The organism is Clostridium intestinale DSM 6191 (genome assembly GCF_900130055.1).
In the GTDB taxonomy this organism is placed as follows: Bacteria; Bacillota; Clostridia; order Clostridiales; family Clostridiaceae; genus Clostridium_T; species Clostridium_T intestinale.
Map to the genome: position 1 here is coordinate 12,535 of NZ_FQXU01000015.1, position 24,283 is coordinate 36,817.

The window sequence follows — 24,283 nt, forward strand, 5'->3', positions numbered from 1 at the left end:
ACAATATTATAAAGCGTTTAGCCATAGCAGTAAAATGGGGCAAAACAATATAACGTTTTCATCTATAATGATATACTAATATTGGTATAAGATTTAATCTAATGTTCTCTATAAAATAAGGAACTTAATTTAATTCTTATAATTAAATCATAAGAATTATGGAGGAGTAATTAATGTCTAAGGTTATAAAAACTATGGATGGAAATGAGGCTGCAGCTTATGTATCCTATGCATTTACAGAAGTAGCAGCTATCTATCCAATTACCCCATCATCACCTATGGCTGAACATGTAGATGAGTGGTCAGCAAAGGGAAAAAAGAATATTTTTGGACAAAGAGTAAGATTGGTAGAAATGCAATCAGAGGCAGGAGCTGTAGGAGCAGTTCATGGTTCGTTAGAAGCAGGCGCTTTAACAACCTCATATACAGCTTCACAGGGATTACTTTTGATGCTTCCTACTATGTATAGAATAGCAGGTCAATTAAAGCCTGCAGTACTACATGTGACATCTCGTACAGTTGGAACACATGCTCTCTCAATTTTTGGAGATCATTCAGATGTTATGGCATGTAGACAAACAGGATTTGGAATGTTATCCACCTCAAGTGTACAAGAAGTTATGGACTTATCAGGAGTAGCACATCTTAGTGCAATAAAAGGACGTATTCCTTTTTTACATTTCTTTGATGGATTTAGAACATCTCATGAAATTCAAAAAATAGAATGTTTAGAATATGATGATTTAGCTAAGCTTGTAGATAAAGATGCACTTAAAGAATTTAGAAAAACTTCCTTAAACCCTGAAAGGCCTGTACAGCGTAGTACAGTTCAAAATCCAGATATATTTTTTCAAGCACGTGAAGCAAGCAATAGATTCTATAATGAGATTCCAACTATTGTAGAAAATTATATGAATGAAATAAACAAGCTAACTGGAAGGAATTATAGGTTATTTAACTACTATGGAGCACCTGATGCAGAGCGTATAATAATTGCAATGGGATCAGTATGTGGACCAATAGAAGAAACTATAGATTACTTAAATAATAAAGGTGAAAAAGTTGGACTTGTTCAGGTACATCTTTATAGACCATTTTCAGTTACACATTTCCTAAAAGTGGTTCCAGAAACTGTTAAAGCAATAGCAGTTTTAGATAGAACTAAGGAACCAGGGGCAGTAGCTGAACCGTTATATGAAGATGTTTGTGCAAGCTATATAAATAATGATAAAAGACCGAAGTTATATGCTGGACGTTACGGTCTTTCCTCAAAGGATACAACACCAGCACAAATTGTTTCTGTTTTTGAAAATCTTAAAAAAGAAACTCCTAAAAATAACTTTACAATCGGAATAGTTGATGATGTTACAAATCTTTCTTTAGAAATAGGAGAAGAATTAGATGTAGTACCTAAAGGAACTATAACTTGTAAGTTCTGGGGACTAGGTTCTGATGGAACAGTAGGTGCCAATAAAAATTCAATAAAAATCATAGGTGACTATACGGATATGTATGCTCAAGCATATTTTTCATACGATTCTAAAAAGTCTGGTGGGGTGACTCAATCTCATCTTCGTTTTGGAAAAGAACCTATACGCTCTAGTTATCTTGTGAAAAAAGCAGACTTTGTTGCATGTCATAAAGCATCCTATATAGATAATTATGATATAGTTTCAGACTTAAAAGATGGGAAGACATTTTTATTAAATTGCAGATGGAATAAGGAAGAGCTAGAGGAACGTATACCAAAAGCCATGAAGAAGTATATCTATGAGCACAACATTCAGTTTTATACAATAGATGCAACAGGTATAGCTAAAGAAATAGGTCTTGGAAATAGGATAAATACTGTGCTTCAAGCCGCTTTCTTTAAACTTGCAAATATAATACCTATAGAAGAAGCAGTAGCGCACATGAAAAAAATGATATATAAAAGCTATAGCAAAAAAGGTGATAAGATTCTTAACATGAACTATGCCGCTGTTGATAAAGGGGTAGAGGGATTAGTAGAAATTAAAATACCATCCTCTTGGGGAAATTCTATAAAAGAAGAAAAAGCTGAAACCACAGGACTACCAGACTATATAAAAAATATCCTTATACCAATAAATGCGCAAGAAGGAGATAAGTTACATGTAAGTATATTTTCAGGAAGAGAAGACGGTACAGTGCCTCTTGGTACATCAGCTTATGAAAAGAGAGGAATAGCAGTTGATGTTCCTGTTTGGAATATAGATAATTGTATACAATGTAATCAATGTTCCTTTGTTTGCCCTCATGCAGCTATTAGACCTTTCTTAGCAAACGAAGAAGAAACAAAAAGTGCACCAGAAGGTTTTAAACTTAAAAAAGCTGTTGGAAAAGGTTTTGAAAATCTTAACTATAGAATACAAGTTGATGTATTAGATTGTACAGGTTGTGGAGTCTGCTCAGAAACTTGTCCAGCTAAAGGAAAAGCTCTTAAAATGGAGCCAGCTGAAACTCAGCAACAAGAAATGGATAACTGGTATTATGGACTATCACTTTCTAAAAAAGAGAATCCTTCTAATATTAATACAGTTAAAGGAAGTCAGTTTGAGAAGCCACTGCTTGAATTCTCAGGGGCATGCGCAGGATGTGGAGAAACTCCTTATGCAAAAGTAATAACGCAATTATATGGAGATAGAATGTATCTTGCTAGTGCAACAGGCTGTCTACAAGCTTGGGGCGCAGCAGCTCCATGTGTGCCGTATACAACCAATAGTGATGGACATGGACCTGCTTGGTCAAACTCATTATTTGAAAACAATGCAGAATTCAGTCTTGGAATGTGTTTAGCAGTTAAACAACAGCGAGAGAGTTTAAAATCAAAGCTTGAAAAGATTTTTGATTTAACTGAAGATAAGCTAGTAAAAAAAGCAATAAAGGAATGGAGCGACAACTATAATAACGGAAAAACCTCAAAGCTCTTAAGCGGAAAGCTTATATCATCTTTAGAGAATTTAAAAATAGATGGGGAATTAAAAGAATTGGTGGATGAAGTCCTTAATAATAGGGAACATTTAGTTAAAAAATCTATGTGGATGTATGGCGGAGATGGCTGGGCATATGATATAGGTTTTGGTGGACTTGACCATGTTTTATCTTCTGGAGAAGATGTTAATGTAATTGTACTTGATACAGAAGTTTACTCAAACACAGGAGGACAATCATCTAAAGCAACTCCTTTAGGTGCAGTTGCTCAATTTGCAGCCTCAGGTAAAAGGATTCAGAAAAAGGATTTAGGAATGATTGCAATGAGTTATGGACATGTGTATGTAGCTCAAGTTGCAATGGGAGCAAATCAAAGTCAATTTTTAAAAGCAGTTGAGGAAGCAGAAAACTATCCAGGCCCAGCACTTATAATAGCTTATGCTCCATGTATAAGTCATGGACTAAAAGGCGGAATGAGCACTTCTCAGCTAGAACAAAAACGTGCAGTTGAAGCAGGATATTGGCACTTATACAGACACAATCCAGTGCTTAAAGATAAAGGAGAAAATCCATTTGTTTTAGATTCAAAAGAACCTAAAGGAAACTTTAAAGAGTTTTTATTAGGAGAAGCACGTTATTCCTCACTTCAAAGAACTTTCCCAGAAGCAGCGGAAGAACTATTTGAAACGGCAGAGAAATATGCAAGAGAAAAATATGAGAAATATAAAAAACTTGCAGCACAATAAAAACATTTATAATGTAGCATATAAGAACACTTATATTTGATTATTGATATCTAAGGGTATTGAAAAAGTCCCAGTTAGCAACATTATTAAGTTTCTTAACTTAATGATGTTGCTTCACTGGGGCTAATTTTAGTTAGATGGTGACAGTGAGAAATATATATGATTTTAATTATAATAATAGTATATGGGTAAGAATAATAATTTGTTATAATAAAAAATAGTACTTTTAATTAAATATACAAATAATAAATTTATAGTAATTATATTATTTAATAGTTAGACAAGGAGTAGAGATTTTTATGAAGACAATAGGATTAATAGGCGGAATGAGTTGGGAAAGCACTGTAACATATTATCAAATAATAAATGAGGTTGTAAAAAAACAGCTTGGAGGACTACATTCAGCTAAAGTTGTCCTATATAGTGTAGATTTTCAAGAGATTGAAGAGTGCCAATCCAATGGAGATTGGGATAAAAGTGCTGAAATATTAGGTGGATCCGCAAAGAAACTTGAACAAGCTGGAGCAGATTTCATTGTTATTTGTACAAACACAATGCACAAGGTAGCACCTAATATACAAAAAGAGATACAAATTCCTATTATACATATTGCTGAAGCTACTGCTGAAAAGCTTATAGAAAATAATATATATAAGGTTGCGTTACTTGGTACTAAATATACTATGACACAGGATTTTTATAAAGATAAGTTGATAGAAAAGGGAATAGAAGTTTTAATTCCAAATGATAGCGATGTTGAAATAGTAAATAATATAATTTATGATGAACTATGCTTGGGAATTATATCGGAAAAATCTAAATCAGAATATATTAGAATTATAGATAAATTAAAAGAAGATGGAGCTCAAGGTGTCATGCTTGGATGTACAGAAATTGGTTTACTTATTGGACAAGAAGACACGATATTGCCTGTATTTGATACGGCACAAATTCATGCAACTAAAGCTGCAATGCTTGCTATAGAAAAGTAAACAATACAAGCTTTTAGAAATTATTAATAATGATTTTGATGAGTTAAAATAAAAATGTTTAATTAATAGAAGTATCTCAAAAAATTGAGGTACTTCTATTTTTATTTGTATATATTTAATTAAATGTCCGAACATTCGAATGTTCGAATGTTCGGACAAATATAAATTAAAAATAATATAATAAATTATATAAGTTAATAGGAGGTTATTTAAATAAATGAAATTAGATGATAGTAACTCAGCTGCTCCTATGTATTGGCAATTAAAAGAAATTTTAAAAGAAAAAATTAGAGATAAAAATTACAAAGTAGGAGATAAACTTCCTACAGAATTAGAGCTTAAGGAAGAATTTAATATAAGTAGATCAACAGTAAGGCAAGCTTTTGATGAACTTTCAAAAGAAGGATACATTGAAAGAAAAAGAGGAAGAGGTACAGTTATTAGAAGGAAGTTTATTAAACAGATAGAAAAGGTAATAGATTTGAAAGAAGATATTAGTGAGAGAAGACAAGAGGGAATTCATTATAGAAGAGTTGAAGTTTCTAGTGTTAACATAGATGAGAATATTGCAGGAAAGATGAAGCTGAAAATAGGGGATGAAGTTAGGAAAGTAACGGTTAAGCTATCTTTTGGAGAAACACCAATCGCTTATTTTGAGACTTATTTAATAAAAGAACTAAAATTTCCAGATGAATTTTTGGGATTTAAAGAGGGATTATACAGCGAGCTTAAAAGTTGCAATGATCTAACTTTAGGAATGAAAATAGAGACACTTGAAGTTACAAATAAGAATAAGGAAATAAACAATATTTTAGGGGTTAATAAAGATGAACCGCTAGTAAAAACAACTAGAACTGGATACGATAGCGAAGGAGGAATATTTGAATATACAATTAATTATTCTGTTATGGATAAATATAATCTTTATATAGAGACAAAGTTTTGTTAGTATAAAAGTTTTAAATGAAGTCATTGAGAGTAATGGCGAAGATTTAGTATAATATGTACATTGATAGATAAATAAAAAGTACATTGTATAAAGAAGGAGAACTTATGAGTAAGATATTAGTTATGGACATTGGGGGATCCGCTACAAAGACTGCTATTATAGAAAATAATGAGATAGTAGATAGAGATAAAATACCAACATCCACACAATCATTAGAGGAATTTGTGGATAACATTGACAAAGTTGTTAATAAAGTAAAGCCAACAGGAATAGCAATAAGTATACCTGGGTTAGTTAACTCTAAAACTGGACTTATGAAGCATGGAGGATCTTTAAGTTTTATTAAAGACTTTAATATGAAAACTTTCTTGCAAGAAAGATATAAGGTGAAGATAGCTATAGAAAATGACGGTAAGTGTGCTGCACTTGGAGAGTTATATAAGGGGAAACTTCAAGGCTGTGAAGATGGTGTAGTAATAGTTATTGGAACAGGAATTGGTGGAGGAATAATTGCTAATGGAAAACTATTAAAAGGAGAGCATTTATCCGCAGGAGAGTTCTCATTTGTAAGAACTAATGATGAAAACCCAGAAAACTTCAGAAATGCATGGGGTGCTAAGGGAAGCAGTGTAGGTCTTGTTAAAAGGGTGAAGTTAGCTAAGGGAATCGAAGGTGAATTTGATGGAATTGACTTATTTAAGTTAATTGAAGAAGAGGATGAAATTGCTGTAGAGGCTTTTAATAGCTTTTGTAAAAAAATTGCTGTACAAATAGTAAATATTCAAGTTATTTTAGACCCTAAGAAGATTATTATTGGTGGGGGAATTAGTGCTCAAAAAATTCTAACTGAAAAGATACAAGCTATTGCAACTGAGTTAAATACAATACCAGGAATGTATACTCCGGAGATTATAGTAGAGCAAAGTGAATTAGGTAATGATGCTAATATTTATGGAGCGTATTATAACTATATACAAGAGGAACTTTGATATTGGGAGGTGATGAAAATTCATTTGGATTTTCATCACTTTTCTATTTTCAAAATATGAGAATCAATTGACTTAGAGCTAACTTCAACATTTAGAATATATTTTACATGGAGTTAAATTTTAATTGGATAGTAGAAGAAATTCTTTATTTCTAGGAGAATAATATCATAGATCTATAATTAAAGTTATATAAATAAGGTGAGGATATTTTAACTAGGGAGCGAAGAGTATGAAGTCAGTACTTTTTAAATTAGTAAAGCATTTACTACAAAGTTTATTAATGTTAGCTATGTGTGTGGTACTAATGTTACTGTATCTTTTTCTGTAAAGGGGGGTGAAGAGACATCTCCTTTTTTTATTACACAATCGTAAAAACTCCAATCCATGGAATTAAATATGGATTGGAGTTTTTTATATTATTTACATTCTAAATAATATCTTGGTTTACCTTGAGTTTTGTTTTTATATTCAATCGCTAATGTTGGACAACCTGAGATGCATGCCATGCAATGTGTACAGTTATTTTGCCAGCTGGGTTTATCTTCTTTCATTTCTATATTATTAAGAGGGCATAATTGAACACATTTTTTACAGCCTATACATTTTTCAGTTGTATAAAATCCCTTTGATTTAACAAAAAATTTGTAGAAGACCGTATTTACAACACCACTTTTTAATGATGGTTTTGTAGTACGGACAGGAAAAGGTATTTCATCACGAATATCTTCTGCAATCTTAAGTATTTTTGGCATACTTTTTTGAATTATTTTATCTGCTGTAACTTTATCTGGAGCGTTGTACATAGCTATATAATTCTCAGGCATAACGATATCTGCAAATCCCTGTAAGTCAAACCCTTTTACCGTGCATAGCTGTTTTATATAACCTAGTGCATTAGATGTAGATAATCCACAGGTTAGGATAAAATATACTTTATTGCTTCCTGAAAAATCAACTGATTTTATGAAATCTTCTACTACTTTGGGGATTCTCCAGGCATAAGTAGGGCATACAAAGACAAAGGGTTTGTCTTGTGAGACAAGTTGCTTTTGGTTTCCTTGTTTCACAAGCTTATTTATAGAAACAATATCATCTTTTGTTTTTTCTGCAATTATTTTTGCTACATATTGACTGTTTCCAGTTCCACTAAAAAATAGAATCATACTAATCACCTCAACTTATATGATTTATAAACATGTATTGACTATTGAACATGTGTCTATTATACTTTATGATAATATTTGTCTCAATCGGCAATTTATCAATAAGTGTTTATATATGAACATTTATCGATAAATTGTACAGGAAAGGGTGCACTCATGGAAGATAGACGATCAATAAAAACGAAGCGAGCTATTCGTAATGCTTTTTTAGAACTTCTAAAAGAAAAAAGTATTAATAGAATTAGCGTTGTTGAAATATCAAAACTTGCGGATCTAGGGAGAGGAACATTTTATCTTCATTATAAGGATGTTTATGAATTAATGGAACACCTTGAGAATGAGTTAATTCATAATCTAGAGATTTTGTATGATACTTCTTACCCCTGTGGTAATGCTTCAAATATGCTTAAGTTCACGGGAACAGTAACTGATTATATGGAAGAAAATCGAGAAAGTTTTCTTATACTTACAAGAATAGAAAATGGCGGAAGGATACTTGAAAAGATAAAATACTTTTTTAATCAAAAATTAATTTCAAGCGAGGTAGATACTATTACTGAATTAGATAAGGCAGAAGTTCTTTTTATTGTTTCTGGAGCGTTTGGTATTCTTGAGGCATGGTTAAAAGAAGGAATGAAAATGCCTAGTAAATCAGTATCAGAAATGCTTAATCATGTACTTACAAAGTTTGAGTGTTAATATTTAAAGGAATATTTTTCACTTTTTGAAAATAAATCTTGTCCATTTGTATTAAAATAGAGACATAATCAAATATTATTAGATAGAAAATGAAATCTAAGGAGGATTTGTATGTCTAATTTAAAAAATAAAGATTTTCCAAAAGACTTTTTATGGGGAGCATCAACATCAGCTTATCAAGTAGAAGGTGCAAGTTTAGAATATGGAAAAGGACCATCGGTTCAAGATGTAAAAGTAATACCAGAAGGAACAGCAGATTTTAAGGTTGCTAGTGATCAATATCATCATTATAAAGAAGATATTGCATTAATGGCTGAAATGGGTTTTAAAACTTATAGATTTTCTATAGCATGGTCTCGTATAATTCCTAAGGGAGTTGGAGAAGTAAATCCACAAGGAATAGAATACTATAATAATGTAATAAACGAATGTTTAAAATATAATATAGAACCTTTAGTTACAATGTACCACTTTGACTTACCAGCAGCTCTTGATGAGAATGGTGGTTGGTCTAACCCAGATACTGCAGAAGCATTTGTGTATTTTGCAAAAGTTATGTATGAGAACTTTGGAGACAGAGTTAAGTATTGGTTAACTATAAATGAGCAAAATGTTATGATTCTTATGGGGAATGTTATAGGAACTCTTAATGTTAAAGGCATTGATAATGTTCAAAAAGCTTTATATCAACAAAATCATTATATGATGTTGGCGCAAGCAAAAGCCATGATTTTATGTCATGAAATGCTTCCACATGCTAAGATAGGTCCAGCACCAAACATATCATCAGTATATCCAAACTCAAATAAACCAGAAGATATAGCAGCTGCTAATACTTTAAGCGCTATAAGAAACTGGATGTATTTAGATATGGCTGTTTATGGAGTTTACAATGCTAGAGTATGGAGCATACTTGAAACTATGGATGCAACTCCTGAAATTCAAGAAGGGGATATGCACATCTTAAAAAGCGCTAAACCAGATTTTATAGCTTTTAATTACTATAGCACTGCAACAGCTGAATATTATCCAGCAGAGGAAGCTACAGCTGAAGGAAAGGTTGATCAACAAACAGCCTTCTCTTTGCCAGGAGTATTCCGTGGAGTTAAAAACCCTAATCTTCCAAAAACAGAGTTTGGTTGGGAAATTGACCCAATTGGTTTCCGTAATACATTAAATGAAGTTTATTCACGTTACCACCTTCCAATAATAATCACAGAAAATGGTTTAGGTGCTTACGATAAATTAGAAGAAGATGGAACAATTAAAGATGATTACCGTATCAAATATTTACAAGACCATATAGAGCAAATGCAATTAGCTATTAATGATGGAGTAGATATGATGGGATATTGCCCATGGTCAGCAGTTGACTTGATATCAACTCATGAAGGTTTTGATAAGAGATATGGATTTATCTATGTAAATAGAGGAAACTTTGATCTTAAAGATTTAAAGAGAATACCTAAGAAGTCATTCTACTGGTATAAAAAAGTTATAGCTTCTAATGGAAAAGATTTAACTAATAACTAATAATATTAAAGGTGCTAACACTTAAACCGTGTTTAGCACCTTTATTTTATATACTTTCAAATTTACTTGGTCTTATAAGTTTGCCAAGAGAGAAGGGGGATTTGCTTTTTTTATTGTTATCAAAGAGGCTAGCTTTTATTATCTGATTGTTTTCGTAGGTTTTGAAGTAATACTCACAGGTTTTGGTGTTCATAAAGGATATATATTTTGTGAAATCATAAGTATTTTTATCTGTTATTACAGTTCCTTTTGGAAGTGCAACGCTGTCTAATATATGAAAACATGTTGATATCACTTCTAAAGGATTTTCTGGAATTTCTAAATGTGTTTTTTGATAAGCCGTTTTTACAAATCTCTCAGGAGAAGTATAACCTCCAGGTAACATAGATGTTCCTGATGAATGACCAAAAGGTCGTAGTATTATATTACCCCAATATGTTTCGCTAGTTTGTCTAGGTGATAGGGTTGTATAATTTCTTAAATTAGTCATATGCCATGAGAAATCAGGGCTATTTGCCAAAACCCCAATAGGATTTTCAAATATAGTTAGTCCAATCTCCGTTTTTTCTATTACAACACATTTACCGCTTCTATCAGTTGCTATCCAATGTAGAGGAGCTGCTATTTCGGTTATAGGATCTTCAAACCCTACTATAGATACGTCCCTAAGTATTTCGTAAAGTTCATCTACAGACTTTGCTCTTCCTAATATATAATGAAGAAAACTCATAGAGGCTACAATGTCGTTCTCTTTTTTTGTATAACGCAAGGGTAAATCATAATTAGCATAACCAGGAAAATATAATGCAGCTGCCGCAAAGCCTTTTTCATTTACTCCATCAAAAAAATCTAAAAGCCCATCTACTTCCTGACCGATTGCAATAAAGCTATAATAATCCCTAAATTTGCTGGTGTTTAATATATTGTTCCAAGTATAGTTTTTAGGAATAATATAGATTTCTGGATCAATTATATAAGAGAAGTCCATGTTACGACCTAAATAGTTTTCATTCTGTTTAGATTGTAGAGTTATTGCTGTACACATAAAACCTCCTTTCAAAAATTCGAATGCTTATAATTTAATCATATTCAATTCTAGATGGTGATGTTAAAAAGAATTTTGTATTTTGAAATTTCCTTTCATATTTTGAAATTAATTAAACTATGTAAAGGATATAATAATATTAATAAGATTTTATTTGAAAAATTTAAGGAGGATTAAATCATGAAAATGAAAGAAGGATTCCTATGGGGAGGAGCTACAGCTGCAAACCAATTTGAAGGTGGATGGAAAGAAGGCGGAAAAGGGCCAAGTACATCTGATATGATGACCGGTGGAACACATACAACTCCTAGACGTATTACTCATGTTATTGAAGAAGGAACATATTATCCAAGTCATGAAGCTATAGATTTTTATCATCATTATAAAGAAGATATCAAAATGTTTGGAGAAATGGGTTTTAAAACATTCCGTATGTCCATAAACTGGACAAGAATTTTTCCTAATGGAGATGAACTTGAACCAAATGAAGAGGGATTAAAATTCTATGATAATGTTTTTGATGAATTGTTAAAGCAAGGAATAGAACCTTTAGTAACTATATCTCACTATGAAACTCCTTATGGACTTACTAAAAAGTACAATGGATGGGCTTCAAGAGAAGTAATAGATTGTTATGTTAGATATTGTGACACTATATTTAAAAGATATAAAGATAAGGTTAAATATTGGCTTACATTTAATGAAATAAACATATTAACAATGCCTATGGGAGCTTTTATGGGCGGTGGAATACTTCTTAATGGAGACGATAATAGCGAATTATCTAATGGAATAAAGGATAATCCTAACGTAAGATTCCAAGCACTTCATCATCAATTTATTGCTAGTGCAAAGGTTGTAAAATTAGCACATGAAATAAATCCTAATTTTAAAGTAGGATGTATGATTGCTTACATGACTCTTTACCCATTTACATGTAATCCAGACGATATACTACTTGCTCAAGAAAAAGATCAGCTTCAAAATATGTTATGTGGAGATGTTCAAGTAAGAGGATATTATCCTGGCTTTGCGAAAAAGTTCTTTAAGGAAAATGTAATTAATATAAAAATGGAAGATGGAGACGATAAAATACTTAAAGAAGGTTGTGTAGATTTTTATTCATTTAGTTATTATATGTCTAACTGTGTAAGTGCTGATCCAGTTAAACAAGAAGAAGCTAAAGGTAACTTAATGGGGGGAATTAAAAATCCATACTTAAAAGCTTCTGATTGGGGATGGCAAATTGATCCTAAAGGATTAAACTGGACTTTAAATCATATTTATGATAGATATCAAATACCAGTTATGGTGGTTGAAAATGGGCTAGGTGCCGTAGACGTTGTAGAAGAAGATGGATCAATAAATGATGATTACAGAATAGAATATTTAAAAGATCATATAATTGAAATGGAAAAGGCTGTGGAAAACGGTGTTGACCTTATGGGCTATACTATGTGGGGATGTATAGACTTGGTAAGTGCATCTACAGGAGAAATGAAAAAGAGATATGGATTTATCTATGTTGATAAAGACAATGATGGTAATGGAGATTTAGGAAGAAAACCTAAAAAATCTTTCTACTGGTATAAAAAAGTTATAGAGACAAATGGTGAAGAATTATAAAATAACACTTTAATGTAAGCTGCAAGAATTATTACACAATGATTCTTGCAACTTTTTAGTTTAAATTTAATAATTTTATTAGTATAATAGATTATAAATCAAAATAGGGAAATACTAATTTATATAAAATTGTATTTAAAGAGTAAGATAAGTATCTTATTCTTTTTCTTTGAAATGGAGGACAAATATGTTAAATTCAACGCCAAAAAATGATGGATTTTGGATGCCAGGAGAATTTGAAGAACAAGAAAAATGTTATATGCTTTGGCCAGAAAGAGGAGATATATGGCATCATAATGCTGAGAATGCTCAAAGAACCTTTGCAGAGGTAGCAAATGCCATAGGCAGATTTCAAGAGATAGTTGTTGGGGTATCAAAAGAATATTATGATAAAGCAATAACATTATTGGATAAAAATGTACAGGTAGTAAAGATGTCTCATGACGACTCATGGGCTAGAGATGTTGGACCAACTTTTGTTAAAAATGATAAGGATGAAGTTAGAGGAGTGGACTGGAAGTTTAATGCATGGGGAGGACTTGCTGGAGGACTTTATTCTTCATGGGATAATGATGATAAGGTTGCTAAGGAAATATTAGAGTTTTCTAGGAAAGAAAGATATAGAACTGAAAACTTTATTTTGGAAGGTGGCTCTATACATGTTGATGGAGAAGGAACTCTTCTTACGACAAAGCAATGTCTACTTAATAAAAATAGAAACCCTGATTTAACCCAAAGACAGATTGAAAATTACTTAATTGAGTATTTGAATGTTGAAAAGATTATATGGCTTGAAGAGGGTTTATTTAATGATGAAACTGATGGTCATATAGATAATATTTGTTGCTTTGCAAGACCAGGAGAGGTTATACTATCATGGACTGATGATGAAAAAAGTCCAAACTATAAAATTTGTAGAGACGCTTATGAAGTGTTAACTAAGGAGAAAGATGCTAAAGGTAGAAGTTTAGTAGTTCATAAATTAATACTTCCACAGCCTATATATTTTACTAATGAAGAAAAAGAAGGGCTCGTGCATTTAGAGGGTACTAGAGAAATAGAATTAGATGACCCACTACCAGCTTCCTATGTTAACTTCTTAATATGTAATAAAGCTATTATAATGCCTGTTTTCAATGATGAAAAGGATGAATTAGCTATTAAGACTTTAGAAAAAATATTCCCAGAAAGAGAGATAGTGCCTGTCTATTCTAGGGAAATTATATTAGGTGGGGGAAATATCCACTGTATAACACAACAACAACCTAAATAAAGGGAGGATAAAGATGAGAAATGTAACAGTTGGAGCTACTCAGATGAAATGTACAGATGTTGTAGCGGATAACATAAGAAATGGAGAAAGATTAGTAAGAGAAGCAGTAAAAAAAGGTGCTAATATTGTACTTTTGCAAGAACTTTTTGAAAATCTATATTTTTGCCAAAAGCAAGTTGAAGATTATTTTAAGCTTGCCAAAACTCTTGAAGATAGTGATGCTGTAAATCACTTTAAAAATTTAGCTAAAGAGCTTCAAGTAGTATTACCTATAAGCTTCTTTGAAAAGAAAAACAACATGTACTATAACTCTTTAGTGGTTATAGATGCAGATGGAGAGATTTTAGGAACTTATAGAAAAACTCATATTCCAGATGGACCAGGATATAATGAAAAGTTCTATTTTTCACCAGGGGATACAGGGTTTAAAGTATTTAAAACAAAATATGGTACTATAGGTATAGGTATATGTTGGGATCAATGGTTCCCAGAAACAGCTCGTAGTTTAGCATTAATGGGAGCAGAACTTATATTTTATCCAACAGCCATAGGTTCGGAACCATCAAAACCAGAATATGACTCTAGGGATCATTGGCAAAGAGTTATGCAAGGTCATTCTGCTGCTAATATAGTTCCGGTTATAGCTTCAAATAGAATTGGAACTGAACATATACAAGATTCACAAATAACTTTTTACGGTTCATCTTTTATAACAAATGAATTTGGGGAAAAAGTTGTGGAAGCTAATAGAGAAGAGGAGACAGTTTTAACTGCAACTTTTGACTTGGATAAAATAGCTGAAGAAAGAAGCTTCTGGGGAATATTTAGAGATAGAAGACCATCTTTGTATGGTACAATATCAACTAAGGACGGAAGTTTATAATATTTAGATAAATTATAGTGTATGGATACTAATATCTATACACTATATTCTTTTAAGAAGACTCTTTATTTTCATTTTGTTTTAGTTAACAAATGACATAAGAGTCATAGTAGTAGATAAAAGCATTTAAAAATTCGTTTAATATTACAAAATAACAAAATATAATTGGTTTGCTGTACCATTGTGAATTTATATGAAACCTATAAAATAATAAATAAGAGGTGAATTATAATGAAAAAAATGGATATTCTAAATCAAATGTATGAATCAGTTGCACTAGCTATTGTTAGAGCTGAGACTATTGAAAGAGCTTGTGAGATAGCTGATGGATGTATAAAAGGCGGAGTTCCAGTTATGGAAATGAGCTTTACATTAAATAATGCTGGAGATATTATTGAAGGTTTAGTTAAAAAGTATGGTGATGATTTGTGTGTAGGAGCAGGAACAGTTTTAGATCCTGAAACAGCTAGACATGCTATATTAAAAGGAGCCAAGTTTATTATTGCACCAAATTACTGCCCAGAAACAGCAAAGGTATGCAATAGATATCAGATTCCATATGCACCTGGATGTACTTCTCTTACTGAGGCTATTGATGCATTAAGTATGGGGGCATCTTTTGTAAAGGCATTTCCAATCGCAGACTTCTATGGATCAAAGTTAGTTAAAGTATTTAAAACACCTATTCCTAATATGCCTATTCTAGCTAGTGGAGGAATTACTTTAGAAAATCTCCATGTATGGTTAGAAAATGGCGTTGATCTTTGTGGGTTTGGTGGATTATTAACACAAGGGACATCAGAGCAGATCGCAGAAAATGCGTCTAAAATTAAATCTATAATTACAGAATATCGTAATAAGAATAATTAATAAATGAGTCTTGAAAATTCCTTCTAACTGTTATGTTAGGGGGAATTTTTAGTTTATATAGTTATTCTTTAAACTAGTCTTTTAGAACAAAGATATAGATTTTAACTTTGGTACTTTGAATGAAAATGAGCTCTCCTTTTTGTGGTTGTCGAACATTTATTTATAGAAAACGATTGTATTATAATAAACTCATACAAGAAAGGAGGGCTATTATGAGTATAGCTTTAACAAGAATAGACTTTAGATTAATTCATGGACAGGTAATCACTAGGTGGTTAACTCAGTGTCAAATCAATGAAATCGTTACTATAGATACGGCATTAAGCCATGACGATTTTATGCAAGATGTGTTTAAGATGGCTGCACCAAAAGGAGTAAAGATTAGAATTTTATCAGTTGAGGATGCAGTAAAAGCTCAACAAAATAGTGAGTTTGAAAAAAATAGAGTAATGGTTTTATTTAAAAGTGTACAAGAATTAGATAATGCTATAAGAGCAGGTTTAGATCTAAAGGAAGTGCAAATAGGAGGACTAGGAGGAGGAGCTGGTAGAAAAGCTGTCCATAATGCAGTTACATTAGACCAAAAAGATGCTAATACATTATTAGACCTTGAAAAAATGGGAATCAATATTTATTTTCAGACTACTCCTGATTACCCATCGGAGGCATTACAAAAGGTTATTACAAGACTTTAATTAAAAAAGAGGGGGAAAAATAAATGATTATTAAAGCTGCATTAGTAGGTTTGCTTTATTGGATTTCAATGGGAAGAGCTCAATACTTCTTCTCATATGCATTCCGTAAACCAATTATTTTAGGTGTTTTCATAGGATTAGTTTTTGGAGATGTTCAAACAGGACTCATATATGGTGCTACAATTCAATTAATGTACATGGGGGGTATAGAAGCAGGAGGAAATATTCCAAATGACTTAGGACTAGCTTCTTGTATTGCAATTCCAGCCGCAATTATTAATAACTTAGATCCAGCTGCAGCAATAGCAATTGCTGTTCCATTTGGAGTTTTAGGTGTTTTAATTAACAACCTTCGTCGTACAATTAATTCTTTTTATAATACTAAGGCCGATGCATTTGTAGAAGCAGGGGAGTATGACAAACTATCTACTTTCTCATTTTTATTACCATGGTTAACAAATGGAGTTCTTTATTTTACACCAGTGTTTATTGCTACTCTTTATGGCCCAAGCGTAATACAAGCATTTATTCAAGCAATACCAACTTGGTTTATGAACGGACTTGCAAATGCTGGAGCAATGTTACCAGCACTAGGATTTGCTTTGACATTAGTAGTTATGGGTAAGAAGCAATACATACCATTTTTCGTATTAGGTTTCTTCATACATGCTATTTCAGGATTTTCTATGCTAACAGGGGCAATTATTGCTTTATGTATAGCACTAATAGTTTCTTTATTTAAACAAAATGAGGAAGGAGAATTAATATGAGTCAAGCAGTTGAGAATACAGTAGAACAAAAAACAATAGTTACCAAAATGGATTTATTCAAAGCTTGGTGGAAGTGGAATTTAGCAGTTGAAGTTCCTGTAAGTTTTGATAGAATGCAAGCATTAGCTTTTGGGTATTCATTAAATAAGATACTAAGAAAAGTTTATAAAGATGATCCAGAGGAACTTAAGGAAGCTATGAAACGTCATACATCAATGTTTAATACTAACTGTGACTGGGGAAGCCTTATTCATGGAATAGTTATTTCTCTTGAAGAGCAAAGAGCTTTAGGCAATGAAAATATTACTCCGGATATGATTCAATCATTAAAGATAGGTCTTATGGGGCCATTAGCAGGAATTGGGGATAGTGTTGACCAAGGAATAGTTGCTACGATTCCACTTGCTATATTTGTTCCTATGGCACTTAATGGCTCGGTTGTTGCAGCATTTATACCAGCACTTATTTATTTAGCATGGTCATATGGATATTCATGGTTTCTAATAAATAAAGGCTATAAGTTAGGAAAGAATGCAGTTCTTGAAATTCTACATTCAGGGAAGATAAAAAAAGTTATTGATATTGCTAGTATAGTTGGCTTATTTATGATTGGGTGTTTGTCTTCATCATATGTTTCATTTAAAACAATTTGGACATTTACAAGCAGTTCAGCGGCAGAAGTATCTTTACAAAGTATTTTAGATGGTATGGTTCCAAAGTTATTACCGTTTACTTTAGTTCTAGGAATGTATTTCTATATTACTAAAAGAGGACCAAGATACTTACGTATAATTGTTTTTACTATGATAATGGCTTTAATTTTAACATTCTTTGGAATTATATAGTTTTAGATACATAAAGCAAATTCATGACTATATATGAATTTGCTTTATGTTTAAGTATGCATATATGACGTTAAGTTAGAAAGGTAGTGGAAGGTATGAAAGTTTTAATTACTCCTAGAGGGTTTGCCAATTATGGATTAGATAAGGTTAGGTATATGGAATCTAAGGGGTTAGAGGTTCATTATAATAATACTGGAAAGGCATACACAAAAGAAGAATTTTATAATTTAGCTTCCGATGCAGATGCAATTATTGTTGGGGTAGACATAATTGATAAAGAATTAATTGATAAGTGTCCCAATTTAAAGGTTGTATGTAAATTTGGAGTTGGAACAGATAACATAGATGTAGATTATGCAAAAGAAAAAGGTATTTTCGTTGGAAGAACAGTTGGATCTAATTCTAAAGCAGTAGCAGAACATGTAATAGCATTAATGTTTGCAGATGCTAAAAACCTCTATAATACAGCTAAAGAAGTTAAAGATCATAAATGGAACAAACCTACAGGACAAGAAATCAGCGGTAAGACATTAGGTATTATTGGATTTGGAATGATCGGAAAGCACATTGCAAACTTTGCAAATGGGTTAGGTATGAAAGTATATGCCTATGATGCTTTTGAAATTACAGATGAAACTGCAAAAGAGTTTAATGTAGAAAAGAAATCTTTTGAAGAAATTATTGCTGAAAGTGACTATGTATCTTTACATGTACCTCTTTTAGAATCTACTAAGAATATGCTTTCTATAGAGGAGTTTAAGAAAATGAAGAGTAATGCTTGTTTAATTAATGCAGCAAGGGGCGGAATTGTTGATGAAGAGGCTTTATATGAAGCTTTAATTAACAAGGAAATTCGTTCAGCTTACTTTGATGTATATAGTACTGAGCCGCCTACAGAAGATGATAAATTACTTGCTTTAGATAACTTTGTCTTAACACCTCATACAGCGGCAAGAACAATAGAATCAGAAAAAAGAACTTGTGAAATGTCGACTGAAATTATACTACAAAATTTATTAGGTTAGTTGGTGAGAGAATGTATATTGAAATACAAGAGTTTTTAACTAATATTAAAAAAGAGTTTGGTGAGAACCTAGATAACATTGATATAGAAAGTGTAAAAAAAGCTGCTGAAATAATATTAGAAAGTGAGAAAGTTGGAGGGCGTGTTCATGTTACAGGAATAGGCAAACCATCATATGTAGCTGGATATATTGCTTCTTTACTATCTAGTACAGGGACAAGTGCTTACGAATTACATGGTACAGAAGCTGTTCATGGTTCAAGTGGTCAGGTTAAGGCTGGAGATGTTGTTATTGCTATATCTAATAGTGGAGAAACTGTGGAGCTAAAGTCAACTATAGAGACTCTAGCTATGAATGGAGCTCGCATTATTGGTTGTACAGGAAACGGTGCATCATGGCTAGCTAAACATTCAGAAGTATGTTTAGTAGCTCATGTAAATATAGAAGGTGATAGCTTAAACAAACCACCACGTGCATCTATTTTATCGGAGCTATTGATTCTTCAGTGTTTAAGCATAGTATTACAAAAAGAAAAAAAGTTAGATTTGGATAAGTACCTAAAGTGGCATCCAGGTGGAAGTCTTGGTAAAAGTATAAGAGAAATGGAAAGAGAGTAGGAGTTTTTATGGCAAAGTTAAATATTATAATTGGAACCCATGGAAGATTTGGTGAAGAAATCATTAAATCAGCAGAAATGATAGTTGGTAAAATGGAGAATGTTAGAGCCGTGTCACTATTACCAGAAATGTCTTTTGAAGAATTTATGCAGCAAGTTAAGGAGATATTAGCTGAATTAGAAGGAGAGACAATAGCTTTAGTAGATTTATATGGAGGAACACCATGTAATGTGCTTACTGCTTTAACAAGGTCATATAATCATAATGTTATAACAGGTTTAAACTTACCTATGTTAATAGATCTCTATATTAATACATCAAATGCTGAAGAGATAGACGTGAAACAAGCAGTTGAGAATTGTATAAATAACTTAAGAGAAAGTGGAGTTCATACTAATAGTATGCTTGATTAGTTTCTACATTTCATAGAGTAAAATATGTTTAAAATTTAGGAGGAAAGTTATGTTTGAAGGAATTATTACACCAATTGTTACACCATTTAATCGTGACAAAGAACAATCAATTAATTATAAAGCTACTGAGGACTTAATAAACCACTTAATAGAAAAAGGTGTTAATGGAATCTTTATTTTAGGAAGTAATGGTGAGTTTCACGTTATTGATGAAGAAGAGAAAGTTGAATTTGCTAAGAAGGTAATAGAAATAGTTAATCATAGACTTCCTGTTTTTGTAGGAACTGGTGCATGTTCAACAAAAGAAACTATACGTTTATCTAAAAAAATGGAGGAAGTGGGTGCAGATGCCCTTTCAGTTATAAGTCCATACTTTATAAAACCTAGCGATGAAGAATTATATAATCATTTTAAGGATGTTGCTGATTCCGTAAAAATTCCAATTGTATTATATAATATTCCTAAATTAACAGGAGGCAATATTTCAAAAGAGGTAGCTGAACGTTTAGCAGAAATAGATAATATTAAAGCTATTAAAGATAGTAGTGGAGAACTAGAAAATTTAAAAGGTTATATCGAAGCAGGTAGGGGCAAAGAATTCAATGTATTAGTAGGGTCAGATTCTAAGATTTCAGAAGGTTATAGTTTAGGAGCTACTGGAGCAATAGCAGGTACTAGTAATGTTATAACAGAAGTTTTAGTGAAGCTTGATAAGGCACTTAAAACAAATGCTGTTGATGAAGCTAAAAAATTGCAAGCAGATATTGATGTTTTAAGAGATGTTCTAAAATTAGGAACAGTTCCATCAATAATGAAAAGATCAGTAGAGCTAGCTAAGATTGCAGAAGTAGGACCTGCAAGAAAACCTGTTAGAGAAGTAAATCAAGAAGTTGATGAAAAAATTAAAGAAATGCTAAGTTATTATAAATTATAGACTGTTGATTGATTCAGATTTTAATAGTGGATGTTATATTAAAATCTGAATCAGTTTAACTTATTTAGTTTGCAGGCTGGCATCATGTAGAAGATTAGAGCTAATAATGGATTATGAAAGTTCATAAAAACTAATTACTTCAATTTTATATACATGTGCTAAAATATTAATTAACCAGAATAAGAAAGGCAAAAAATATGATGTTAGTTGATATTTTTAAAGAATTTATTAATGTTGTACAGGAAAATAAAAAATACACTATAGGACTATTAAATGAAGAAGGAATAGTTGTATCTTGTAGTAGAGAAAAGTTTGTAGGAGAATGTTTTAATGTAGATAGTTCTGATATTAATAATGTGTTTTATGCAATAAAAATTAAGCGGGAAAGTTATGGATATATCTGGGTAAGAGGTGAAGATGAGAATCTTAAGATGATAAGTAGCCTTTTACTTGATTCTTTGACAACTCGTTTAATGTATGAGATAAATAATAGTTCTTTGAAGCAAAAGGTTACCAAAGACGACGAATTAATTAAGTTTCTATTAAATGAAGAGCAATTTGATTTAAATAATATTTTAGATTTAATTAATAGACTGGGAATTGATGAAAATAAAACTAGAGCTGCTATTTATATAATTAATCAAAAAGGACACAACCTAGAAGAAATTATGCGTTTGAAATTAAGAGCTGATAGCAAACAAATGATATACTCATTGCTTAATAAGAGGAGTTTACTGTTATTTAAAGATATGCCAAGTGGATTGGATAACACTGAAGCTAAAAGATTCTTTAAAAAGTATATTAGAAGTTTACAAGATTGGGGACTACAAGGCTGCTATTATATAGTAGGATCTGCCCAAGATAAATTGAAGCAGTATAGTGTAAGTTATAAAAATTGTTTATGGCTTGAAAAGAATATAAATTATGAGGTAGATGAACCAATATTTTTTACAGATTATTTATTTGAATATTTTGTTTCGAAAATTCATTTAGATGATGTAAGAAATATTTTTGATTTTTATAATGATAGAGGAAAAGGGATAGACATTGACGAATTTACTAATATTGCAAATAAATTACTTATAAATGATTACAATATTACTCAAACTGCAGATGATTTATTTTTACATAAGAATACTTTAATTTATAAACTTAAGAAGTATGAGCAAATCTTTAATATTGATATTAGGGGAGATTTTAAAGGAAAGTTCTTAATGGTATTAATTGCCAATACATTGAGGGAATATCAAAGACAGAAACAGGTTGGTGAAAAAATATGAGCACAAAAATTAAGCTTGCACGTATTGATAAAAGATTATTGCATGCCACAGTGGCTTTAAATTGGAGTCAATTTTTAAATGCTAATTATGTGGTAATAGTGGATCCAAGTTATAGCAATGACCCTTTCATTATTAAAGTAATGAAGCTATGTCTTCCAGAGCCAATGAAAGTTAAAATTTTTTCTACAAAAGAACTGGTAGATTTTATAGAGAAAGATAGTAGTACAAAACGTAATTTAATGGTTATATTTAAGGATTTAGAGGTTGCTAAAGAAGCTGTAGAGGCAGGATTTAAAGTAAATGAAATTCAAATTCCTTATCCAGCAAGTCGCATAGTTATAAAGAAGCTTTCTGACTTTTTTTCTGCTAAAGAGATAAAGTATATACGCTTTATTCAGGAAAAAGGTATTAAACTTTTTTTCCAAACTTCTCCTATGGATAACAAGGAGTACTCTGTATTTAGAAAAGAATAAAAATAAGGTTGATGCGTATAGGCACCAACCTTATTTTTTAGGAACATCTTTCTTTTAGTTTCTCATCTAAAAGCTCTTTTGCAAGTTTAGGATTTGCTTTACCCTTTGAAGCTTTCATTATTTGTCCCATTAAGAATCCAGCTGCTTGAGGTTTTCCAGAGGAGAAATCAGCTATGGATTGTGGGTTGTTATCCAAAACTTCTATTATTAATTGTTCAAGTTCTGAACTATCACTTATTTGAGAAAGTCCTTTAGCTTTTACTATTTCATCTGGAGAAGCACCGGTTTTGAACATTTCTTCAAATACTTCTTTACCAACTGTTGTACTTATAGTTCCAGCTTCAATTATTTTGATAAGATCAAATAGTGCTTTAGGATCTAAAGATATAGAAGTAATTCCTTCAGAAGAATCTCCATCAACCTCTTTTAGAAGTCTTAACATATCTCCAAGTACCCAGTTAGCTACAGATTTAGGGTTAGCACCTAAGGAAACAGTTTCCTCATAGAAAGAAGATAGAACCTTGTCATCTATTATGATCCCAACTTCTTTCTCTGATAGTCCATAGCTTTTAATAAATCTTTCTTTTTTAACTCTTGGCATTTCTGGAAGAGTTGCTTTTATACTTTCTATTTGTTCTTCCTGTATTATTATTGGAACTAGATCTGGTTCAGGGAAGTATCTGTAATCATGAGCATCTTCTTTACTTCTCATAGGAATAGTTTTTCCTTTTCCATTATCCCATCTTCTAGTTTCCTGCTTTATTTTATATTCTTCGCCATAGGTGTAAAGCTCTCTTTGACGTTTTTCTTCTTTTTCTAATGCTTTTTGAAGTTCTTTAAAAGAGTTGATGTTTTTAATTTCAACTTTAGTGTTTAGAACATCTTCTCCAAATCTTCTTATAGAAATGTTAGCATCACATCTTATTGAACCTTGTTCCATTCTACAGTCTGATACATCAGCATATTGAAGAATGGATCTTAAAGTTCTTAAGAAAGTTACAGCTTCTTCAGGTGAACGCATATCTGGTTCAGATACTATTTCAATAAGCGGAACCCCTACACGGTTATAGTCAATTAGAGAGATGCCGTCATCATCAAGGTGAATTAATTTACCTGCATCTTCTTCTATATGAATTCTGTTTAATTGAACTCTTTTTGTTTTTCCACCTACTTCAATATCAACATGACCACCGCTGCAGATAGGCAGGTCAAATTGAGAAGTTTGGAAGGCCTTTGGAAGGTCAGGGTAGAAGTAGTTTTTTCTATCCATTTTATTTAGTTTATTAATTTCACAGTTTAATGAAGTCCCTGCTTTTATTGCATAGTTAACCACTTCTTCATTAAGTACAGGAAGAGTTCCAGGTAATCCTAAGCATATAGGGCAAGTGTTTTTATTAGGCTCTGCACCAAACTCAGTAGAGCAGGAGCAGAATATTTTAGATTTTGTTTTTAGTTCGGCATGTATTTCAAGACCTATGACTGTTTCAAAACTCATAATATATCCTTCCTTT

22 protein-coding genes are annotated in these 24,283 nt (G+C 31.7%); 19 read left to right on the forward strand and 3 right to left on the reverse strand.

Going from position 1 to position 24,283, the window contains the following annotated elements; all coding sequences use genetic code 11:
* The first annotated feature begins 173 nt into the window (after positions 1 to 173).
* From nifJ to BUA92_RS19055, 4 genes are all read left to right on the forward strand, one after another.
* Positions 174 to 3,698, forward strand: coding sequence for a pyruvate:ferredoxin (flavodoxin) oxidoreductase (gene nifJ / locus BUA92_RS19040; protein ID WP_073022255.1), 3,525 nt, complete (start codon positions 174 to 176; stop codon positions 3,696 to 3,698).
* Positions 3,699 to 3,997: 299 nt separating this feature from the next.
* Positions 3,998 to 4,690 (forward strand): aspartate/glutamate racemase family protein, encoded by a 693-nt coding sequence (locus tag BUA92_RS19045; RefSeq protein WP_073022256.1) that lies wholly within the window; start codon positions 3,998 to 4,000, stop codon positions 4,688 to 4,690.
* A gap of 217 nt (positions 4,691 to 4,907) precedes the next feature.
* Positions 4,908 to 5,639 (forward strand): GntR family transcriptional regulator, encoded by a 732-nt coding sequence (locus tag BUA92_RS19050; protein ID WP_073022257.1) that lies wholly within the window; start codon positions 4,908 to 4,910, stop codon positions 5,637 to 5,639.
* A gap of 104 nt (positions 5,640 to 5,743) precedes the next feature.
* Positions 5,744 to 6,628, forward strand: coding sequence for an ROK family protein (locus tag BUA92_RS19055; RefSeq protein WP_073022258.1), 885 nt, complete (start codon positions 5,744 to 5,746; stop codon positions 6,626 to 6,628).
* Between the two features lie 416 nt (positions 6,629 to 7,044).
* On the opposite strand, the gene BUA92_RS19060 is transcribed toward BUA92_RS19055, so the two are convergent.
* Positions 7,045 to 7,791, reverse strand: coding sequence for an EFR1 family ferrodoxin (locus tag BUA92_RS19060; protein WP_073022259.1), 747 nt, complete (start codon positions 7,789 to 7,791; stop codon positions 7,045 to 7,047).
* A gap of 156 nt (positions 7,792 to 7,947) precedes the next feature.
* Between BUA92_RS19060 and BUA92_RS19065 the strand changes: the two genes are divergently transcribed.
* Positions 7,948 to 8,490 carry a TetR/AcrR family transcriptional regulator gene (locus BUA92_RS19065; protein WP_073022260.1) on the forward strand — a complete coding sequence of 181 codons (543 nt, stop codon included), beginning with the start codon at positions 7,948 to 7,950 and terminating at the stop codon, positions 8,488 to 8,490.
* 111 nt (positions 8,491 to 8,601) lie between these two features.
* Positions 8,602 to 10,023: a glycoside hydrolase family 1 protein gene (locus BUA92_RS19070; RefSeq protein WP_073022261.1), complete on the forward strand. Its 1,422-nt coding sequence runs from the start codon at positions 8,602 to 8,604 to the stop codon at positions 10,021 to 10,023.
* A 46-nt stretch (positions 10,024 to 10,069) separates the two neighbouring features.
* On the opposite strand, the gene BUA92_RS19075 is transcribed toward BUA92_RS19070, so the two are convergent.
* Positions 10,070 to 11,068: a choloylglycine hydrolase family protein gene (locus tag BUA92_RS19075; RefSeq protein ID WP_073022262.1), complete on the reverse strand. Its 999-nt coding sequence runs from the start codon at positions 11,066 to 11,068 to the stop codon at positions 10,070 to 10,072.
* Between the two features lie 180 nt (positions 11,069 to 11,248).
* On the opposite strand from BUA92_RS19075, the gene BUA92_RS19080 reads away from it, so the two are divergent.
* From BUA92_RS19080 to BUA92_RS19140, 13 genes are all read left to right on the forward strand, one after another.
* A complete protein-coding gene (locus tag BUA92_RS19080) occupies positions 11,249 to 12,694 on the forward strand; it encodes a glycoside hydrolase family 1 protein (RefSeq protein WP_073022263.1) in 1,446 nt (481 codons plus the stop codon).
* Between the two features lie 187 nt (positions 12,695 to 12,881).
* On the forward strand, positions 12,882 to 13,967 hold the full coding sequence (aguA, locus tag BUA92_RS19085) for an agmatine deiminase (RefSeq protein ID WP_021803253.1): 1,086 nt from the start codon (positions 12,882 to 12,884) through the stop codon (positions 13,965 to 13,967).
* A 13-nt stretch (positions 13,968 to 13,980) separates the two neighbouring features.
* On the forward strand, positions 13,981 to 14,850 hold the full coding sequence (gene aguB, locus BUA92_RS19090; protein ID WP_073022264.1) for an N-carbamoylputrescine amidase: 870 nt from the start codon (positions 13,981 to 13,983) through the stop codon (positions 14,848 to 14,850).
* 231 nt (positions 14,851 to 15,081) lie between these two features.
* Positions 15,082 to 15,720, forward strand: a complete 639-nt coding sequence (locus BUA92_RS19095) for a beta/alpha barrel domain-containing protein (protein ID WP_073022265.1) — start codon at positions 15,082 to 15,084, stop codon at positions 15,718 to 15,720.
* Between the two features lie 212 nt (positions 15,721 to 15,932).
* Positions 15,933 to 16,415: a PTS sugar transporter subunit IIB gene (locus tag BUA92_RS19100; protein ID WP_073022266.1), complete on the forward strand. Its 483-nt coding sequence runs from the start codon at positions 15,933 to 15,935 to the stop codon at positions 16,413 to 16,415.
* A gap of 23 nt (positions 16,416 to 16,438) precedes the next feature.
* Entirely contained in the window at positions 16,439 to 17,185 is a 747-nt protein-coding gene (locus BUA92_RS19105; RefSeq protein ID WP_073022267.1) for a PTS mannose/fructose/sorbose/N-acetylgalactosamine transporter subunit IIC, read from the forward strand.
* Entirely contained in the window at positions 17,182 to 18,030 is an 849-nt protein-coding gene (locus tag BUA92_RS19110) for a PTS system mannose/fructose/sorbose family transporter subunit IID (RefSeq protein WP_021803247.1), read from the forward strand. The genes BUA92_RS19105 and BUA92_RS19110 overlap by 4 nt, the downstream gene beginning before the upstream one ends.
* A gap of 95 nt (positions 18,031 to 18,125) precedes the next feature.
* On the forward strand, positions 18,126 to 19,055 hold the full coding sequence (locus tag BUA92_RS19115) for a phosphoglycerate dehydrogenase (protein WP_073022268.1): 930 nt from the start codon (positions 18,126 to 18,128) through the stop codon (positions 19,053 to 19,055).
* Between the two features lie 11 nt (positions 19,056 to 19,066).
* Positions 19,067 to 19,672: an SIS domain-containing protein gene (locus BUA92_RS19120; RefSeq protein ID WP_073022269.1), complete on the forward strand. Its 606-nt coding sequence runs from the start codon at positions 19,067 to 19,069 to the stop codon at positions 19,670 to 19,672.
* An 8-nt stretch (positions 19,673 to 19,680) separates the two neighbouring features.
* On the forward strand, positions 19,681 to 20,085 hold the full coding sequence (locus BUA92_RS19125) for a PTS sugar transporter subunit IIA (protein ID WP_073022270.1): 405 nt from the start codon (positions 19,681 to 19,683) through the stop codon (positions 20,083 to 20,085).
* Positions 20,086 to 20,134: 49 nt separating this feature from the next.
* A complete protein-coding gene (gene dapA / locus BUA92_RS19130; protein WP_073022271.1) occupies positions 20,135 to 21,019 on the forward strand; it encodes a 4-hydroxy-tetrahydrodipicolinate synthase in 885 nt (294 codons plus the stop codon).
* A 200-nt stretch (positions 21,020 to 21,219) separates the two neighbouring features.
* Entirely contained in the window at positions 21,220 to 22,299 is a 1,080-nt protein-coding gene (locus BUA92_RS19135; RefSeq protein WP_242950204.1) for a PucR family transcriptional regulator, read from the forward strand.
* Positions 22,296 to 22,772: a PTS sugar transporter subunit IIB gene (locus BUA92_RS19140; protein WP_073022273.1), complete on the forward strand. Its 477-nt coding sequence runs from the start codon at positions 22,296 to 22,298 to the stop codon at positions 22,770 to 22,772. The genes BUA92_RS19135 and BUA92_RS19140 overlap by 4 nt, the downstream gene beginning before the upstream one ends.
* Positions 22,773 to 22,809: 37 nt before the next feature.
* On the opposite strand, the gene gatB is transcribed toward BUA92_RS19140, so the two are convergent.
* Entirely contained in the window at positions 22,810 to 24,267 is a 1,458-nt protein-coding gene (gene gatB, locus BUA92_RS19145; protein ID WP_073022274.1) for an Asp-tRNA(Asn)/Glu-tRNA(Gln) amidotransferase subunit GatB, read from the reverse strand.
* Positions 24,268 to 24,283: the final 16 nt, after the last annotated feature.